Genomic DNA, 18,091 nt, shown 5'->3' on the forward strand with positions numbered 1-18,091 from the left:
TCTATGAGTAAAGATCGCCAATCGAGTATGACGAAAACCGACTCATCACAAATAGATCATCCATTCCTACCTGACCAGTCGATGAGCTCTGTGACTCTGCCGAGGTGAGTAGGCTGATGATGAGCTCGCCCTCGGTTGCTTCATGCACCACCAACGCTTCGACCCAGTGGCTAAGTCCCTCGGTATCAGGGGCTCGGTCGAGGATCGCTTCGTAGAGCTCTTCGACCAGTTGTTCTTCTGATGGTGTGCCATACAGTTGTTTGAACTCTGTCGATTCGGCTAGCGCTTGTGCGACGTCTTGTAATGTCGCACCTTGGCTCATCTGTTCAACCCAGTACGTTAAGCCTTCAACATCAGGGCTACGACCCAACACCTCTTCATACAAATGATCTAACTCCTGATACGCCACACCGCTTGCCATCTGATCATCGGCTTTGATTAGCTCGGCATCGGAGAAAGTAATTCTCTCCACCCCTCTGACAATGATCCGGCCCTCGGGGCCATAGAGCGTGGCTTGTAGCTGCCCCTCAAAGGACTCTTGGGTGATCACATAGTCTGCCATGGCATTCGATAGCTTGACCGTGTCTTGACCCCCATTGCCTTGAATCACCCAGTTACCCACGATGACTTCAAACACATTGTCTTGGGCGTTACCGGTGACCGTATTGTTCAGTCCGTTCTCGGTTAGACGGATATGTTCAATATCATCGGGTAGTGCCACGTCTTGTTGGTGACCGTGGATGAGAAGATCAATATTGGCAGTACCTAGTCCTGTAGCCAGTGCACCGTGTTGCTCAACCGTGATGACGTTACCCCCGGTGCTGTGGGTGGTCGTTGACGTCACAGCCGCTTCGGTATCTGACCCATCCCAGTAGAACTGAATGAGCTCTGACGCAAGTGACACGTTGCCTGCTGCATCCACTTGTCTGACCTGCACTTGATTCAGTCCTGACTGGGCTTCAAACGTATCGCTCCACGTCTGACCACCATCAATCGAGAACTCAAGTGTGGCTCCGTCTTCCACCTTGCCAAACGAGAGCTTGCCCGTGCTCGTACGAGGAATCGTATCGTTGCTATCTGCTGGTACAGCGGCTTTAAATGCGGGTGCAGCCAATGGAGCTGCAACCGCCACCCCATCAACCACCACCTCAGGTGCCTCAGGCGCTGTCGTGTCCAATACAAAGGTGATGGCCCGAGTAGCGGCTGAGGCCTGACCCAGTACATTGACCTGGCGAACATATAGGGTATTACTGCCTTCCTGGGCCGTAAACGTCTCGGACCACGTGGTGCCATCAGAGGAATATTCCACCCTTGCCTGAGGCCACACGCCAGAGACATCCAACTCAAACTTGCCCGTGATCTTGTCACCGGCGACTTGACCGTTCTCGTCTAACACCTGCACCCCTGGCACCGGTGTGACAATCTCGGGCAGGTTCGCCGCCGTGATGAACTCACTGAAACTACCCTGTACATCGCCCATCTGCAGGTTGTTCTCGCCACCAGTGCCAATCACCGTACGGCCCCGCAAGTCCGGCAAAGCAAATGTGGTGACGCCGTCGCCACCAAATGCCGTTCCAAGCAAGGAATACAAAGCGTCGTTATTCGCGATAGAAAGCAGTTGGCCTTGCGCAAGTACCCAACCATCTGGGATTCGCTGCCCGGCAAACAACATCACTTGACCGAGCATTGGGGTGTAATCGTCGTAATACCAATAACCACCCCTTGTATTAATGATGTAGTTCATTCCCAGAGAAGGTTGCATCGTATTGACTAACTGACCTTGTGGCTCAGCAATGTCAACGTTGTTAAGGCTCAGCGATGAAGCACCTAGTTTTTGACCGGTATAAATCTGCTGACCATTGGACGCCAATCCTGTTCCGACCGGCACATGATTGCGCAAGTCTGGCAAAGCAAACGTATTAACGCCATCACCACCATATGCTCTGCCTAAAATTGAATAGAGCACTGGGTTGTCTCTGACACTCAATAGTCGACCGTCGGCCGGTAAAAAACCATCAGGTACTCCACCTTGAGTGGGTGCTGCGTAGGGGTACACCATCCCGATCGTGCTCAAGCTTGGTAGCCCGCCATTTGCTGGATAAAGGCCCGTGGTCTGAATGACATATTGCATGCCAAGCCCGTACTGCTGATTAGCAATAGGGTCTGAGAGACCACCCAACGCCGATGGCAACTGTCCAGGGGAAATAAATTCAGTATTGTCTGGAGTACCCTGCGTGGTTCCCCAGAGAGTGGGGCCCGTGCCTTGTTTCAGATACAGAGGGGCTGCCCCTTGTAAATCAGGCAATCGGTAGGTAGTCGACTGACTGCCGCCGTAGGTATTACCTAACAGCGCATACACCGCTTGATTGCTATTGATGTCTATCGTCTGACCATTGGCTTGTAAAAGTGTTTTGACACGCGAGGGATCAAACGCTGTCTGATAAATGAAACCCAGAAAGCTTGCATCATTCCCTCCCCCGCCATAAAAACTCGGGAACGGCCCTTGAAACACAAACGACTGTGGAAGTGCCAGAGCTGGTTGGCCTAAATTAACCGGGGTCGTCACCGAAGCTCTCCTGACAAAGGGTGGTAAGACATTAGAGGATTGCCCTCAAACATACCGATAGGTACGAGCAGTACCATGTTTTAAGGATTTTTAGCGGTTTTAGCAACAAAAAATTGTGACCAATACAAGTAACTTATCCCGGCACAAACAACCCATTACCGCTGACTTGGTTCGTCGACGCACTCTGCGACTCTGCCGAGGTGAGTAGGCTGATGATGAGCTCACCCTCGGTTGCCTCATGCACCACCAGCGCTTCGGTCCAGTAGGCAAGCCCTTCAGTGTCAGGGGCTCTGTTTAATATGGCTTCGTAGAGTTCCTCGACCAGTTGTTCTTCTGACGGTGTGCCGTACAGCTGCTTGAACTCTGTAGACTCGGCTAGCGCTTGAGCGACGTCTTGTAATGTCGCTCCTTGGTTCATCTGCTCAACCCAGTACGTTAATCCTTCAGCATCAGGGCTGCGTCCCAAGACTTCTTCGTACAGATGATCGATTTCGGTGATGTCTGTGCCAGTGGTTTTGATGAGGGTGACATCACTGAACTCGATCGTCTCAACGTCTCTGACAATGATCCGACCCTCGGGGCCGTAGAGCGTGGCTTGGAGTTGCCCGTTAAGTTGACCGTTATGGGACTCTTGAGTGATCACGTAGTCTGCGAGAGCGTTCGATAGCTTGACCGTATCCTGACCCCCACTGCCTTCAATCACCCAGTTACCGACGATGACTTCAAACACGTTGTCTTGGGCGTTACCGGTGACCGTGTTGTTCAGTCCATTCTCAGTTAAGCGGATGTGTTCAATGTCATCGGGTAGTGCCACATCTTGTTGGTGACCGTGGATGAGAAGATCAATATTGGCAGTACCTAGTCCTGTAGCCAGTGCACCGTGTTGCTCAACCGTGATGAGATTGCCACCGGTGCTGTGGGTGGTCGTTGACGTCACAGCCGCTTCGGTATCTGACCCATCCCAGTAGAACTGAATCAGCTCTGAGGCAGGTGACACATTGCCAGCCATATCCACTTGTCTGACCTGCACCTGATTCAGTCCAGGTTGAGCTTCAAACGTATCGCTCCACGTCTGACCACCATCAATTGAGAACTCCAGTATGGCACCGTCTTCGACCTTGCCAAACGAGAGCTTGCCCGTGCTGGTGCGAGGAATCGTATCGTTGCTATCTGCTGGTACAGCGGCTTTAAATGCGGGTGCTGCCAATGGAGCTGCAACCGCCACCCCATCAACCACCACCTCAGGTGCCTCAGGGGCTGTCGTGTCCAATACAAAGGTGATGGCCCGGGTAGCGGCTGAGGCCTGACCCAGTACATTGATCTGGCGTACATACAGGGTATTACTGCCTTCCTGGGCCGCAAACGTCTCGGACCATGTCGTGCCGTCTGTGGAATACTCCACCCGCGCCTGAGGCCACACGCCCGCAATATCCAACTCTAACTTGCCGGTGACCTTATTACCACTGATCTGGCCCGGCTGCACAACGAGTTGTACGCCCGGCACAATAACCGGGAAATCGACACTTCCCTCCGGTAATGCGCTGACCGCGGACCCTTGTTTATCACCGATTTGCAAGTTGTTCACACCACCTGTTCCGATGATTGCTCGTCCACTTAGGTTAGGCAGGGCAAACGTCACCTCACCATCACCACCGAAATGAGTGCCCAATAATGAAAACAAAGCCTGATGCTGGGCGATTGCCAGAACCTGGCCTTGCGCCTGCATCCAGCCTCCAGGCAGGTACTGACCCGCATACAGTGTCACCTGACCGAGCATCGGGTAATTGGTGTCGTAGGCCTGATATAGACCATCGGTATTGATGATGTAACGCATCCCGAGTGAAGGTGGTTGTACATTCACTTGCCCACTACCAACAACGGGTAAGTTATGGTCCGTGATCACAGTTTGGGCTGCCCCAAGCACACTACCCGCAAGCAACTCATCACCGCCTGGTATCAATCCCATTCCAACTGGGACGCGGTTACGCAAATCGGGTAATGCAAAGGTGTTCACACCATCGCCACCATAAGTTGTGCCCACTACAGCGGCCAAGGCTTTGTATTCATCGATGTTCAACAAACGGCCATCTGCTGGTAAAAACCCAGCTGGCATCCGCTCAGATTCAACCGGTCCTGCAAATGGATACACCATGCCTATGGTCGTCATGGTGGGAGAGTTACCAGATGGGAATGTTCCGCTGACCTGAATCAGGTACTGCATCGTCAATGCTTCTTGCTGATTGTCAATCGGTATGGATCTACCACCAAGCTCCGGTGGCATTTGCCACTGGTTCAACGTTATCTGATTACCGGGGTGGCCAAGTTCGGCTCCCCAGATAGGATGAGCCTGACCTTCAAAAGTCTGTGTTTTGACGAAGGGCATAGACCCTTGCAGGTCTGGCAACTTGGGGTTACCGTCCCAGTACGTATTGCCTAGAAGGCTATACAACGGGGTAGCCGCATTCAAAAACTGACCTTGAGCGGGCGCGACTGTTTGAATCCGCGTTGGTTCAAACGCGAGATTCAGTATGAAGCCAAGCGATGCCGCTGTACCATAACCATCCGGTCCACCCTGGAAGTTCGGAAACATGCCACCGGTCACGATCACCTGTGGCATTGCCACACTGGGCATTGCAATCGAAATTGGCTCTGACACTGGATCTCTCCCGTTATATCTTACTATTTATTCTGCGCACTCGGTCAGGCTCGCTCTGACCAATCATTCATCAACCCAACACAAACAACCCACCAGTGCCGACCTGTGTCGTTGACATGCCTTGCGATTCTGCTGACATCAGCAGGCTGACAATCAACTCGCCCTCGGTTGCCTCATGCACCACCAGTGCTTCAGTCCAGTAGGCAAGCCCTTGCGCGTCAGGGGATCTATTTAAGATGGCTTCATAGAGTTCTTCTACGAGTTGTTCCTCTGACGGTGTGCCGTACAGTTGTTTGAACTCTGTCGATTCGGCTAGCGCTTGCGCGACGTCTTGTAATGTCGCTCCTTGGTTCATCTGGTTCACCCAGTAGGTCAAGCCTTCCAGATCTGGCATGCGTCCCAGTACTTCCTCATACAGATGATCAATCTGCGCAATGTCTGTGCCGTCTGTTTTGAGGAGCGTGGCATCACTGAACTCGATCGTCTCAATGTCTCTGACAATGATCCTGCCCTCTGGACCATAGAGCGTGGCTTGTAGCTGCCCCTCAAAGGACTCTTGGGTGATCACATAGTCTGCCATGGCATTCGATAGCGTGACCGTGTCTTGACCCCCATTGCCTTGAATCACCCAGTTACCCACGATGACTTCAAACACATTGTCTTGGGCGTTACCGGTGACCGTATTGTTCAGTCCGTTCTCGGTTAGACGGATATGTTCAATATCATCGGGTAGTGCCACGTCTTGTTGGTGACCGTGGATGAGAAGATCAATATTGGCAGTACCTAGTCCTGTGGCCAGTGCTCCGTGTTGCTCAACCGTGATGAGATTGCCACCGGTGCTATGCATTGTTGTGGACGTCACAGCCGCGTCGGTATCTGACCCGTCCCAGTAGAACTGAATCATGTCTGAGGCAGGTGACACATTGCCAGCCATATCCACTTGTCTGACCTGCACCTGATTCAGTCCAGGTTGAGCTTCAAACGTATCGCTCCACGTCTGACCACCATCAATTGAGAACTCCAGTATGGCACCGTCTTCGACCTTGCCAAACGAGAGCTTGCCGGTGGCAGTGCGGGGAATCGTTGCATCATCAGAGGGTGTAGCGGGAACGCTGAAAGCGCTGGGAACAGCTGCCTTAAACATCGGGGCGAGCTCAACAATATTGCCGATGGTCAAGTTGGTTAGATTGATCTCGGGTACTTCTGGAGATGTTGTGTCCAGCACAAAGTTGATCGGGCTACTGGCTTCAGACGGCAAATTGAATAGCGCCACTTGCCGTACATACAATGAGTTGTTGCCTTCTTGTGCCTCGTAAGTCCCAGACCACGATGTGCCATTGGTCGAGTACTCCACCCGCGCTTGCGGCCAGACTCCCGAGATGTCAAGCTCAAACTGGCCGGTGATCTTATTGCCTATTGCGGATCCATTGGCGTTTAACAACTGAACGCCAGGTACAGGAACCGTGATTTCAGGGAAATTGTTCAACGACACGTACTGTTCTGCGCTGCCCTGCGTTTCACCGAGTTGCAGATTGTCTGACCCCCCGGTACCTACGACGGTGCGGCCGCGCAAATCTGGCAGGCCGAAAGTCGTGGCGCCATCTCCGCCGAACGTGTTGCCGAGCAACGAATATAAATCCTTATTGCCACTGATAGATAACAACTGACCTTGTGCCAGGGACCAGCCGCTCGGGAGATAAGAGCCCGCATACAACATGACTTGGCCTAGGAGGGGTGTGGCGCCGTTTTCCGGTAGTCCTGTGGTCGAACCCTCGGTGCTGATTACGTAATGCATGCCCAAAGAGGGCTGCATAACTGGGATAGTCCAGCCATCCGGGTCATTGGGCGCCAATAAATTTGTGCTGGTTACACCGAGTTTCTCACCAAGCCGGACATCCGTGCCAGAAGAAGAGACTCCGACGGGCACTCGGTTGCGCAAATCGGGCAATGCAAATGTAGAAAACCCATCCCCGCCGTAGGTGGTCCCAAGCACGGCGTGAAGTGAAGGGAAATCCGAGATCTGTAGCAAACTGCCATCAGCCGGTAAAAAGCCATTGGGCAGACCACCACGAGAAGGTGAGGCAAACGGGTAAACCATGCCGATGGTATTAAGCGAAGGCGAAGAACCCGCCGGAAACATGCCCTCAGCTTGAATCACATACTGCATACCCAAACCAAACTGTTTCAGATCTATCGGTGAAGACCAACCACCGAGCGTAGTGGGTAATTGGTGCAAACCAAGCTCAACCTCAGTGTTCGACCCCCCCTGGGTCTGCCCCCACTGAGCCCCGCCACCGCTCGCACTCAAATACAGTGCTGCTGCACCTTCTAGATTCGGCAAAGAGAAATTGATCATCCCGTTACCGCCGTATGTGCTCCCGAGTAGCGAGAACAAATCGACGTTGGACACGATGCTCATCAAGCTTCCATCGGCTGGCAACAGTTGTGGCTCTCGCGTCGAATTGATATCAAACGCAGTTGTCACCATAAAACCGATGCTTCCGCCTGGATCCGGAGATCCGCCACCGAAGCTCGGATAAAGCCCGCTGGCAATAATTGACTGCGGCAGCGCAATAGAAGGTTGTGCAAGATTGACTGGCGTTGCCACGGCTCATCTCCTTTTTAGTTCGATTGCTTTTTGTGACAACTCGCCACAGATCACTGCGCTTTAACTATACGATCAATCTGTGACCACTTGGTTCAATAAATTGTGATTGATGTAAAGCACGCGATGTAAGCAAATGCCCAGTTTCCATCGAAACTGGGCATGTTTTTTACACGGACATCACGTCAATTACTCACATGACTAATAGCCTATCCCAGCACGAACAAACCAATCGCACCAGCCTGGTGCATTGACGCACTCTGCGACTCTGCGGAAGTGAGCAGGCTGACAATCAACTCACCCTCTGTGGCCCCATGCACCACCAACGCTTCGGTCCAGTAAGCAAGTCCTTGCGCGTCAGGAGATCGATCGAGAATCGCTTCGTAGAGTTCTTCTACGAGTTGTTCCTCTGACGGTGTGCCGTACAGTTGTTTGAACTCTGTAGATTCGGCTAGCGCTTGGGCGACGTCTTGTAATGTCGCTCCTTGGTTCATCTGCTCAACCCAGTACGTTAATCCTTCAGCATCAGGGCTACGACCCAACACCTCTTCATACAAATGATCGATTTCGGTGATGTCTGTGCCGTCAGTTTTGAGGAGGGTGACATCACTGAACTCGATCGTCTCAACGTCTCTGACAATGATCCGACCCTCGGGGCCGTAGAGCGTGGCTTGGAGTTGCCCGTTAAGTTGACCGTTATGGGACTCTTGAGTGATCACGTAGTCTGCGAGAGCGTTCGATAGCTTGACCGTATCCTGACCCCCACTGCCTTCAATCACCCAGTTACCGACGATGACTTCAAACACGTTGTCTTGGGCGTTACCGCTGACGGTATTGTTTAGTCCGTTCTCGGTTAGACGGATGTGTTCAATGTCATCGGGTAGCGTCACGTCTTGCTGGTGACCGTGGATGAGAAGATCAATCGAATCCGTCCCTAGGCCTGTAGCCAGTGCCCCGTGTTGCTCAACCGTGATGACGTTACCCCCGGTGCTGTGGGTGGTCGTTGACGTCACAGCCGCTTCGGTATCTGACCCATCCCAGTAGAACTGAATCAGCTCTGAGGCAGGTGACACATTGCCAGCCATATCCACTTGTCTGACCTGCACCTGATTCAGTCCAGGTTGAGCTTCAAACGTATCGCTCCACGTCTGACCACCATCAATTGAGAACTCCAGTATGGCACCGTCTTCGACCTTGCCAAACGAGAGCTTGCCCGTGCTGGTGCGAGGAATCGTATCGTTGCTATCTGCTGGTACAGCGGCTTTAAATGCGGGTGCTGCCACCGCTACTCCATCAATTACCACCTCAGGTGCCTCAGGGGCTGTCGTGTCCAATACAAAGGTGATGGCCCGAGTAGCGGCTGAGGCCTGACCCAGTACATTGACCTGGCGTAAATATAAAGTGTTAGTGCCTTCCTGGGCCGTAAACGTCTCAGACCACGTGGTGCCATCTGTGGAATATTCCACCCGAGCCTGCGGCCATACACCTGAGACATCCAACTCAAACTTGCCCGTGATCTTGTCACCGGCGACTTGACCGTTCTCGTCTAACACCTGCACTCCTGGTACCGGTGTCACAATCTCGGGCAGGTTTGCAGCCGTAATGTACTCACTAAAGCTGCCCTGTGTGTCACCAATCTGCAGGTTGTTCACGCCACCGGTGCCCACAATCGTACGACCCTGCAAGTCGGGGAGCGCAAATGTGGTGACGCCGTCGCCACCAAAACGGGTGCCAAGTAGAGAATATAGCGATGACGTGTCGTCGGTAATCTCTATCATCTGACCTTTCGCAAAGGTCCACTCATCCGGTATGTGTGCCCCTGCGTACAGGAGCACTTGAGCCATCATTGGTTTACCTTCATTGAATGTGCCATATGGGCCTTCGAGGATAATCACATAGTTCATACCCAAGGACGGCTGCATGACCGAAACCGCAGAGTCACCGGCGATATCAGGCTGCAGCAGGCTTAACGGCGCCACACCAAGCTCTTGACCAACTGCGATGTACTGACCTGTCTCTGTTCTACCTGTGCCTATCGGCACTCTATTACGCAAATCAGGCAACGCAAAGGTGGAGATGCCATTGCCTCCATAAGCAGTGCCGAGTGCTGCATAAAGCGCCGGATAGCTTGCTATATCCAATAGACGACCGTCTGCAGGTAAAAAACCATCAGGCACACCTCGCTCAACAACAGCCGCGAAGGGGTACACCATGCCGATGGTGTTGTACATGGGTTCAGAGCCAACCGGAAAAATACCTTCCACCTGGATCATGTATTGCAAACCGAGACCGTATTGGCTGTTGTTAATGGGCGCCATGGTTCCGCCCAAGGTCGTTGGCAATTGCTCTTGTGAGAGCAGAACCGAGTTTTCTGGGGTACCTTGCGTAATCCCCAAACGCGTTTGCCCACCACTAGTGCTTAGATAGACCGGGGCAGCACCTTGCAGATCCGGCAGACTGAAAGACTCTCGAGCCTCTGCGCCGTAGGTATTACCCAATAATGAATAGAGAGTCCGATTACTCGCAACGCTGATTACCTGTCCGTTTGCGTCATACAAATTAGGTGCATACGATAAGCGAACATCAAAGGCCGTCGTCACAACGAACCCTTGGCTAGAACCAATTCCAAAGGCGCCACTACCCTCAAAACCAGGATAAGCACCCAAGCCAATAACGTAGTACGGCATAGCCATTGCAGGCTGACCAATGTTAACGGGCGTTGTCACGGCTCATCTCCTCTTTACTTTTTACTGTGGTTTACGCTCGTGGCAGTTCGCCATCAGTCAATGCCTTGATTAATCTACACTAACAGTACGATCAATGTTTACCCATTTCGTTCAAAAAATCTACAGTAGGGGAAATGCTGAGGCACTTAAGAGTGGCATACAAAGCAAGCATCTAGGTTATGCCCTGATCTGGTGCACGCCCGCTAGGCAAACACCTTCGCACCGCACCTTACTGAATGAAGTCCGTGCCACTCATCAGGATATCGTTTTGGATGCCTTGCAGAATAATGAGGGAGTCGCCTTCACCGAACGCGAGCGGCGACCCTCCATTGTTGATTGCTACCCACGTTTCACCCACGATGGGATTACTAACGACGTAAACGGGATAACCAGTACCAAACGCTTCAGAAGCTTTGCCGACGAAATCTGCGTAAGTATCAATTTCAGCAGTGCTGGAGTCCTCGATCAGAACCTCGGTCACAGAGAAGTTCGGTAGGTTGGTTTTGATCTTATCAACGCCCGGCTCAAAGTCGGTAATTCGATCTGCTGTTGAGAGCCTCTCACCCGTGGCACCTGAGGCATATACAAACACGTCACGCCCTTGACCACCCGTCAATGAATCAGCCCCGGCCTCACCGACAATCGTGTCATCACCGACACCACCCATGATGGTGTCGGGACCGAGGCCACCTGTTAGCGTCTGCGCTTGCTCGTCACCCTCAATGACACGGCCTGAGCGTCCAGCGGCCTGAGCAGCCAGTCGAGCCTCCGTAGAAGTGACTGAACCAGGTTCTGCCGTGACCCCATCAAATGCGCCGTCTACCAGATCGGTGTCGTTGCTTGCCAGTGTCACGGATACATACTTGGCAACCTCGACCTTGTTGCGCACAATTGCTGTATCGCTCGGACTAACACCATCGCCACCGGCAAACGCGGCTTGAACTTTAGCAATAGCCACATCCGCTAACGCTTTGCCTTGTTGAATTTGCTTAAGCCAGTAATCCAAGCCTTGAGCATCTGCATCACGCTCAAAGGCGTTCTGATAGAACCGTTTGATTTGCTCAGTCGAATACAAACTTCCCTCGATTGATGACAAACCACCATACCTCGACTGGTATTCAGCGCTCATTTCAAAGTGGGCGCCAATATCACTCATGGTCAGACCATCCTTTAATGCCTGCACCCAGTGATTCATCCCTTCAGCATCAGGCGCGCGTCCAAAGAACACGATGTAGAGCTCAGCGACTTGGTTCTGATACGTTTCTAGTTGTGTTGTCATCGCTTGGTTATCTCTTTAATTGGCTGTCAGTCATTTACCCATGGGTTAACCCACCACAAACAACCCACCGCTGCTGACTTGGCTCGTAGACGCACTCTGCGACTCTGCGGAAGTCAGCAGGCTGACAATCAACTCACCCTCTGTGGCCCCATGCACCACCAGTGCTTCAGTCCAGTAGGCAAGCCCTTCGGCGTCAGGGGATCTATTTAAGATGGCTTCATAGAGTTCTTCTACGAGTTGTTCCTCTGACGGTGTGCCGTACAGTTGTTTGAACTCTGTAGACTCGGCTAGCGCTTGAGCGACGTCTTGTAATGTCGCTCCTTGGTTCATCTGGTTCACCCAATAGGTCAGCCCTTCTATGTCTGGGTGGCGTCCCAGTACTTCCTCATACAGATGATCGATTTCGGTGATGTCCGTGCCGTCTGTTTTAACCAGCGTGACATCACTGAACTCGATCGTCTCAACGTCTCTGACGATAATCCTGCCCTCGGGACCATAGAGCGTGGCTTGTAGCTGCCCCTCAAAGGACTCTTGGGTAATGACGTAGTCTGCCATGGCATTCGATAGCTTGACCGTGTCTTGACCCCCATTGCCTTGAATCACCCAGTTACCGACGATCACTTCAAACACGTTGTCTTGGGCATTACCGGTGACGGTATTGTTTAGCCCATTCTCGGTTAAGCGGATGTGTTCAATGTCATCGGGTAGCGTCACGTCTTGCTGGTGACCGTGGATGAGAAGATCAATATTGGCAGTACCTAATCCCGTGACCAGTGCGCCGTGTTGCTCAACCGTGATGACGTTACCCCCGGTGCTGTGGGTGGTCGTTGACGTCACAGCCGCTTCGGTATCTGACCCATCCCAGTAGAACTGAATGAGCTCTGACGCAAGTGACACGTTGCCTGCCGAATCCACTTGTCTGACCTGCACTTGATTCAGTCCTGACTGGGCTTCAAACGTATCGCTCCACGTCTGACCACCATCAATCGAGAACTCAAGTGTGGCTCCGTCCTCAACCTTGCCAAACGAGAGCTTGCCTATGCTCGTACGAGGAATCGTATCGTTGCTATCTGCTGGTACAGCGGCTTTAAATGCGGGTGCTGCCACCGCTACTCCATCAATCACCACCTCAGGTGCCTCAGGGGCTGTCGTGTCCAATACAAAGGTGATGGCCTGAGTAGCGGCTGAGGCCTGACCTAGTACATTGACCTGGCGAACATATAGGGTATTACTGCCTTCCTGGGCCGTAAACGTCTCGGACCATGTCGTGCCGTCGGTCGAATACTCCACCCGAGCCTGTGGCCACACGCCAGAGACATCCAACTCAAACTTGCCCGTGATCTTGTCACCCGCAACTTGACCGTTCTCGTCTAACACCTGCACCCCTGGCACCGGTGTGACAATCTCGGGCAGGTTTGTAGCCGTGATGAACTCACTGAAACTGCCCTGCGTGTCACCAATCTGCAGGTTGTTCACGCCACCAGTGCCTACCATCGTGCGACCTTGCAAGTCAGGAAGGGCAAACGTACTCGTGCCATCGCCACCGAAATTATTTCTGAGTAAAGAGTACAGCGCAGTGTTCTGATTAACGGGGAGCAATTGCCCGTGCGCGAACGTCCAGTTCTCAGGGATCCGGCTACCGGCATAGATGCCGATTTGCCCAATCATGGGTGTTTGCTCATCCATGCCCCAATACACACCATCGGTAGCCACCACATAGTGCAGCCCAAGCGATGGTTGTGCGGTTGGCAGTGGTTCGCCACTAGTTGCTTGCGCAGACGACAATTGGGTTGTCTGGGTACCGAACTCTTGGCCTAATGCAATTTGCTGTCCAGTTGATGTGACACCCGTACCAACCGGGACGCGATTGCGCAAATCCGGCAATGCAAATGTTGTCTGTCCGTTTCCGCCATAAGTGGTGCCAATGACCGCATATAGCGTCTCAAACTCGGCGATGTTTAACAGACGACCATCTGCGGGCAGGAATCCATCAGGCACCCCGCCCATCTCTGGCGCGACGTACGGGTAGACCATGCCGATGGTATTCGGTGTGGGGGAGTTGCCCGTCGGGAAGAGCCCTGCCGTTTGGATCAGATACCGCACACCCAGACCATACTGGCTGACATCAATCGGAACCGAAGCCCCTCCGAGTGCTGCTGGTAGCTGCGGCGAGCTTAATAGGAGCTGATTGTCAGGACTACCCTGAGTTTGACCCCAGTCAGTGATCGTGCCCTCGACAATCTTAAAGATAGGCGCAGCACCTCCTAGATCTGGCAACTTAAAGGTGTGCGGGAAGTTTCCACCGTAGGCATTGGTGAGCAAAGCATAGAGCGTGCTCTGTGAGGGAATCGACAACGCCTGACCGTCAGCGGGCATCAATTCGAGAACATTATCCGGCGAATATTCAAACGCGGTCGTGATTACGAAACCGAGCATTGCAGCCGACCCAAAACCCTGCGGGTTATTGTTGAAACCCGGAAACCAACCATCTGTCACAATCGACTGTTGCAGTGCCAGACTTGGTTGTCCAATATTGATTGATGCGGTCATGCCAACGTCTCCTTCGGCTAAATTTTTATGCGATGCGACTAGAAGTCGCTTACAACTGATAGTTACTATACGATCGTTTTAGTCGGAAATGGTTCACACTGAGTCAAACCACTTGCCCAATCAAGTTAACGCGCGAGTTCGCCTCAGTGGATTAAAAACAAAGACGCCCAACTGTTTGATCAGTTGGGCGTCTTTGTTTAATAACCGTCACTTCTAGCTACTTTCAATTCCGATTAGCGCTCTCGCAAGGCATCTCGCAATGATTCAATCGGTCTAAAGATGTACTCCATCACCGTCTTCTCACCGGTGAGGATATCCACGGTGGCTGTCATACCTGGCCGCGGAATCAATTTCATACCATTGCGCTCGATACCGGCATTGGTGATTTTCACGAGGATTTTATAGAAACCGGGCTCAAAGTTAACGGGTGTGGCATCTGAACGGCCACCACCCTTGGAGTCTTCAATCAAAACGTCCGGGCTCACCAAAATCACCTCGCCGTCGAGATCACCATAACGACGAGTGTCATAAGCACTGAGCTTAACCTTGGCCTGAGCGCCTACTTCCACGTAAGCCACTTCTGTGGGCGGCATGAAAGCTTCGACAAGCATCTCGTCACTCGTGGGCACAATCTCCATAATGACTTGCCCTGAGTTGATGATGGCACCAATGGTCGAGACGCCGATGTCTTTGACAATGCCATCGGTCGGCGACCTGACGGTTGTTCTGGCCAAGGTTTGTTCATGCGCCATGAGGATCTCGCTTACCTGACCTAGCTCTGCATCCACCCTGACTAACTCATCACTGGCAACTGTCAGATAACGAGTACGCAACTCAGCAATCTGTCCTTCAAGACCTGACGCTTGTCGCTTTAAGCGCAAGAGTTCCACCTCAGAAACAACTCCTTGCTTGACCAATGGGGCTGTTAACTCTACCTCGCGGTTCAGGGCATCACGTGATTTCTCAAGCGCGACCAATTGTTCATCAAGCGCTGACTTGCGAGCCTTAAACGCCTTGGTCTCGATCTCGACCAACTCTTTGTCCTCGGCTACCTCCGGCGGGAACTTCAGCTCCATGCCATAGGCTTCAGCGCGCAGACGGGTGGCTCGCGCCAAGAGCGATTGCCACTTTTCGTAAGCCTCGCGGTAGACCGGACCCGCACGCGAATCGTCTAGCTGTAGCAACACCTGACCCTTTTTGACTTCCTCGCCCTCTTTCACATTGAGCTCTTTGAGGATGCCAGTCTCTAGGACCTGTACTACTTGGCCACGGCTAGCCGGAATCACCTTGCCATTGGCAACCGTCACTTCATCCAACTGAAAGTAGGATGCCCAAGCAATCGCTGCCGCTACGACAATCAGCACGAGATAAACAAGGTAACGCCCCCATCTACCCTCATCCTCTTCGATAGCAGAAAAAACAAAATCCTCTTCTTCCTGACTCACCGGTGCTTTATCTTTCTTGCTCATGCTGCACTCGCCTGCTGTTTGTCGTCACCGGGCACGGCCGACATGCGCTGCTTGGCCTGCGCTGCCCCACGTGAAAGTTTTTGCAGGATCTCATCGCGTGGGCCTTCGCTTAAGATCTTGCCTTTTTGCATGACTGCGATACGATCAACCCACGCAAGTAACTGTGGACGGTGCGTTGAGATGAGTAAGGTACGACCTTTAAGCCACTCACCCAACACCTTGATAACACGCGCCTCTGTGTCCTGATCCATGTTGGCAGTTGGCTCATCCATAAATACATACACTGGGTCACGCAACATCATGCGCGCCACGGTGAGCAACTGACGCTGGCCACCGGACAGACCACCACCAGCTTCTGTCAGAGGCATGTCGAGTCCGCGTGGGTGTGCTGCAACCATCGGATACATGCCCAGAGGCTTTAACACCTCCATGATGCGCTCATCAGTAATCCAGGTCTCAGACAACACCAGATTGTCACGCAAGGAACCCATGAACAATTGGGCGTCTTGCCCCACATAGCCAATGCGGCTGCGCAACTCCGAGGGTTCAATCTGCAGGATATCCAGATCATCGACCCGCACACTACCGCTCAGTGGCTTATACAGACCGGCCATTAGACGTAGCAACGTGCTCTTGCCGCACCCTACGTGCCCAAGCAGTGCCACATGATCACCCGGGTCTAAGTTCAACGAGACCTTATCGATGACCTGAATGGGCTGAGGACCTGGGTAAGCAAACTCCAGATTGTCTGCCGCTAGCCGACCTTTGAATGCCTCGGGCACGATGTAGCGTTGATCATGGTCGCGGTCACGTGGGCGCTGCACTAAGCCATCAAGCATTTCCAAGGAGGTCTTGGCCTGTTGATAGCGAGTGGCCAATTGAACGATCTGACCCAATGGCATCACAGCCCGACCCGCCAAAATATTACAAGCAATCAAAGCACCTAGTGACAGCGTGTTGTCATGAATGAGATAAACACCCATCACGATAATCGCCACTGAGGTTGCCTGCTGCAAGGTAGTGGTCAAACCAGTTAACCAGATACTGGTTTTACGGATGTCCATAAACGACTGCACGGCAGCAGCATTGGACTTTTCCCAGCGACGTTGCAAGTAGCTCTCAGCATTGTGGGCTTTGAGCATCTCCAGATTCATGAGTGCTTCAACCAGCACCGATTGCTTTTCTCCTGCTTGCTTCATGTTCTTGCGCATGGCACGCATGAGCTTAGGCTGCACCACAAATGAGAGTATCAGCAGAACAGGCACAACTACGACTGGAATCCAGACCAGTGGACCACCAATCACCCAGATCAGGAACAGGAACATGAAGACGAACGGCAAGTCGGCGATCGTCACAAACAACGACGACGAGATGAATTCACGCAAGGAATCAAAGTCGCGCATTGAACTTGCAAAAATGCCGATCGATTGCGGTCGATGATCAAGTCGCACCGACATGATTTCACGCAAAAGCGTCGAGTTCACTGCCAGGTCAGCGCGCTTGGCGCCTTCGTCAACCAGTCTGGCTTTGAGCCAGCGCATGAGAAACTCCAGCAGCATCGCAAGACCAACACCGATGGTCAGTGTCCATAACGACACATAGGCTTGCGCCGGAATCACCCGGTTAAAGACGTTCATCGTGAAGAACACGGTGGCCAGCGTCAGTATGTTCGCCACCACAGTCGCCACCATGGATTCGTAATAGAACCGGCGAAACCGCCACATGGTGTTAAAGAACCAGCCAAACGCCTCGGTTTTTAATGGAATCAGTTGCTGTTTGCTGCTTTTGGGTTGTAGCTTGACGACTAGGGTGTTTTCACCGAGCAGCGCATCAAACTCTTCGAGCGCCATCTCATGTGGCCGCATCCCCGACTCGGCAAAGAGCACAGTGGCTACACCGTCCTTGACCGACCGCAAAATCGCCATGCGGCCATCCATCAGCGGCGCAGCCACCGGCAACGCATAATTAGGGAAGGCGCTAGCGCGACGTTTGACCCAGGCGGCATTAAACCCATAGCGCGTTGCGACCTCAGGAATGGCCGCCGGCGGAATGTGTCCTTTTGAGTCGAGCGCAAAGCCCGAGCGCAAGGTTGACATCGGAATCGGGTTGTCTAGCAGCTGAGTCATCAGTGCCAGACAAACGAGCAAGGGGTCGCTTTGCGAAGGCCCCTCAAGTTCCACTGTGTTCTGCGATTCGTTATTCGGGTTAGTCAAGTGGGATTACCTGTCATGAAATATCGA

8 protein-coding genes are annotated in these 18,091 nt (G+C 52.7%); all 8 read right to left on the reverse strand.

Features of this window, described 5'->3' with window-relative positions; translation table 11 throughout:
- Position 1: 1 nt before the first annotated feature.
- The 8 genes from DHf2319_RS00100 to DHf2319_RS00150 all read right to left on the reverse strand — a co-directional run bounded on the left by DHf2319_RS00100 (position 2) and on the right by DHf2319_RS00150 (position 18,064).
- Positions 2 to 2,566, reverse strand: a complete 2,565-nt coding sequence (locus DHf2319_RS00100) for a tail fiber protein (RefSeq protein ID WP_243478793.1) — start codon at positions 2,564 to 2,566, stop codon at positions 2 to 4.
- A gap of 133 nt (positions 2,567 to 2,699) precedes the next feature.
- The gene (locus tag DHf2319_RS00105; RefSeq protein ID WP_369810201.1) at positions 2,700 to 5,222 is read right to left on the reverse strand and encodes a tail fiber protein; all 2,523 of its coding nucleotides are present in this window, start codon (positions 5,220 to 5,222) and stop codon (positions 2,700 to 2,702) included.
- Between the two features lie 70 nt (positions 5,223 to 5,292).
- Entirely contained in the window at positions 5,293 to 7,830 is a 2,538-nt protein-coding gene (locus DHf2319_RS00115; RefSeq protein ID WP_243478794.1) for a tail fiber protein, read from the reverse strand.
- Positions 7,831 to 8,036: 206 nt separating this feature from the next.
- Complete coding sequence (locus DHf2319_RS00120) at positions 8,037 to 10,553, reverse strand: tail fiber protein (RefSeq protein ID WP_243478795.1); 2,517 nt, start codon at positions 10,551 to 10,553, stop codon at positions 8,037 to 8,039.
- Positions 10,554 to 10,782: 229 nt separating this feature from the next.
- Positions 10,783 to 11,832, reverse strand: coding sequence for a DUF4214 domain-containing protein (locus DHf2319_RS00125; protein WP_243478796.1), 1,050 nt, complete (start codon positions 11,830 to 11,832; stop codon positions 10,783 to 10,785).
- A gap of 45 nt (positions 11,833 to 11,877) precedes the next feature.
- Positions 11,878 to 14,382 (reverse strand): tail fiber protein, encoded by a 2,505-nt coding sequence (locus DHf2319_RS13125; RefSeq protein WP_369810202.1) that lies wholly within the window; start codon positions 14,380 to 14,382, stop codon positions 11,878 to 11,880.
- Positions 14,383 to 14,615: 233 nt separating this feature from the next.
- The gene (locus DHf2319_RS00145) at positions 14,616 to 15,851 is read right to left on the reverse strand and encodes a beta-barrel domain-containing protein (RefSeq protein WP_243478797.1); all 1,236 of its coding nucleotides are present in this window, start codon (positions 15,849 to 15,851) and stop codon (positions 14,616 to 14,618) included.
- Complete coding sequence (locus DHf2319_RS00150; RefSeq protein WP_243478798.1) at positions 15,848 to 18,064, reverse strand: type I secretion system permease/ATPase; 2,217 nt, start codon at positions 18,062 to 18,064, stop codon at positions 15,848 to 15,850. The genes DHf2319_RS00145 and DHf2319_RS00150 overlap by 4 nt, the downstream gene beginning before the upstream one ends.
- Between the last annotated feature and the right edge of the window lie 27 nt (positions 18,065 to 18,091).

This window comes from Orrella daihaiensis (genome assembly GCF_022811525.1).
Taxonomy (GTDB): Bacteria; Pseudomonadota; Gammaproteobacteria; order Burkholderiales; family Burkholderiaceae_B; genus Algicoccus; species Algicoccus daihaiensis.

Bases quoted from the DNA above. Each gene is read 5' to 3' on its own strand.
- DHf2319_RS00125 (WP_243478796.1), bottom strand. From the start codon at position 11,832: ATGACAACACAACTAGAAACGTATCAGAACCAAGTCGCTGAGCTCTAC.
- DHf2319_RS00145 (WP_243478797.1), bottom strand. From the start codon at position 15,851: ATGAGCAAGAAAGATAAAGCACCGGTGAGTCAGGAAGAAGAGGATTTT.
- DHf2319_RS13125 (WP_369810202.1), bottom strand. From the start codon at position 14,382: ATGACCGCATCAATCAATATTGGACAACCAAGTCTGGCACTGCAACAG.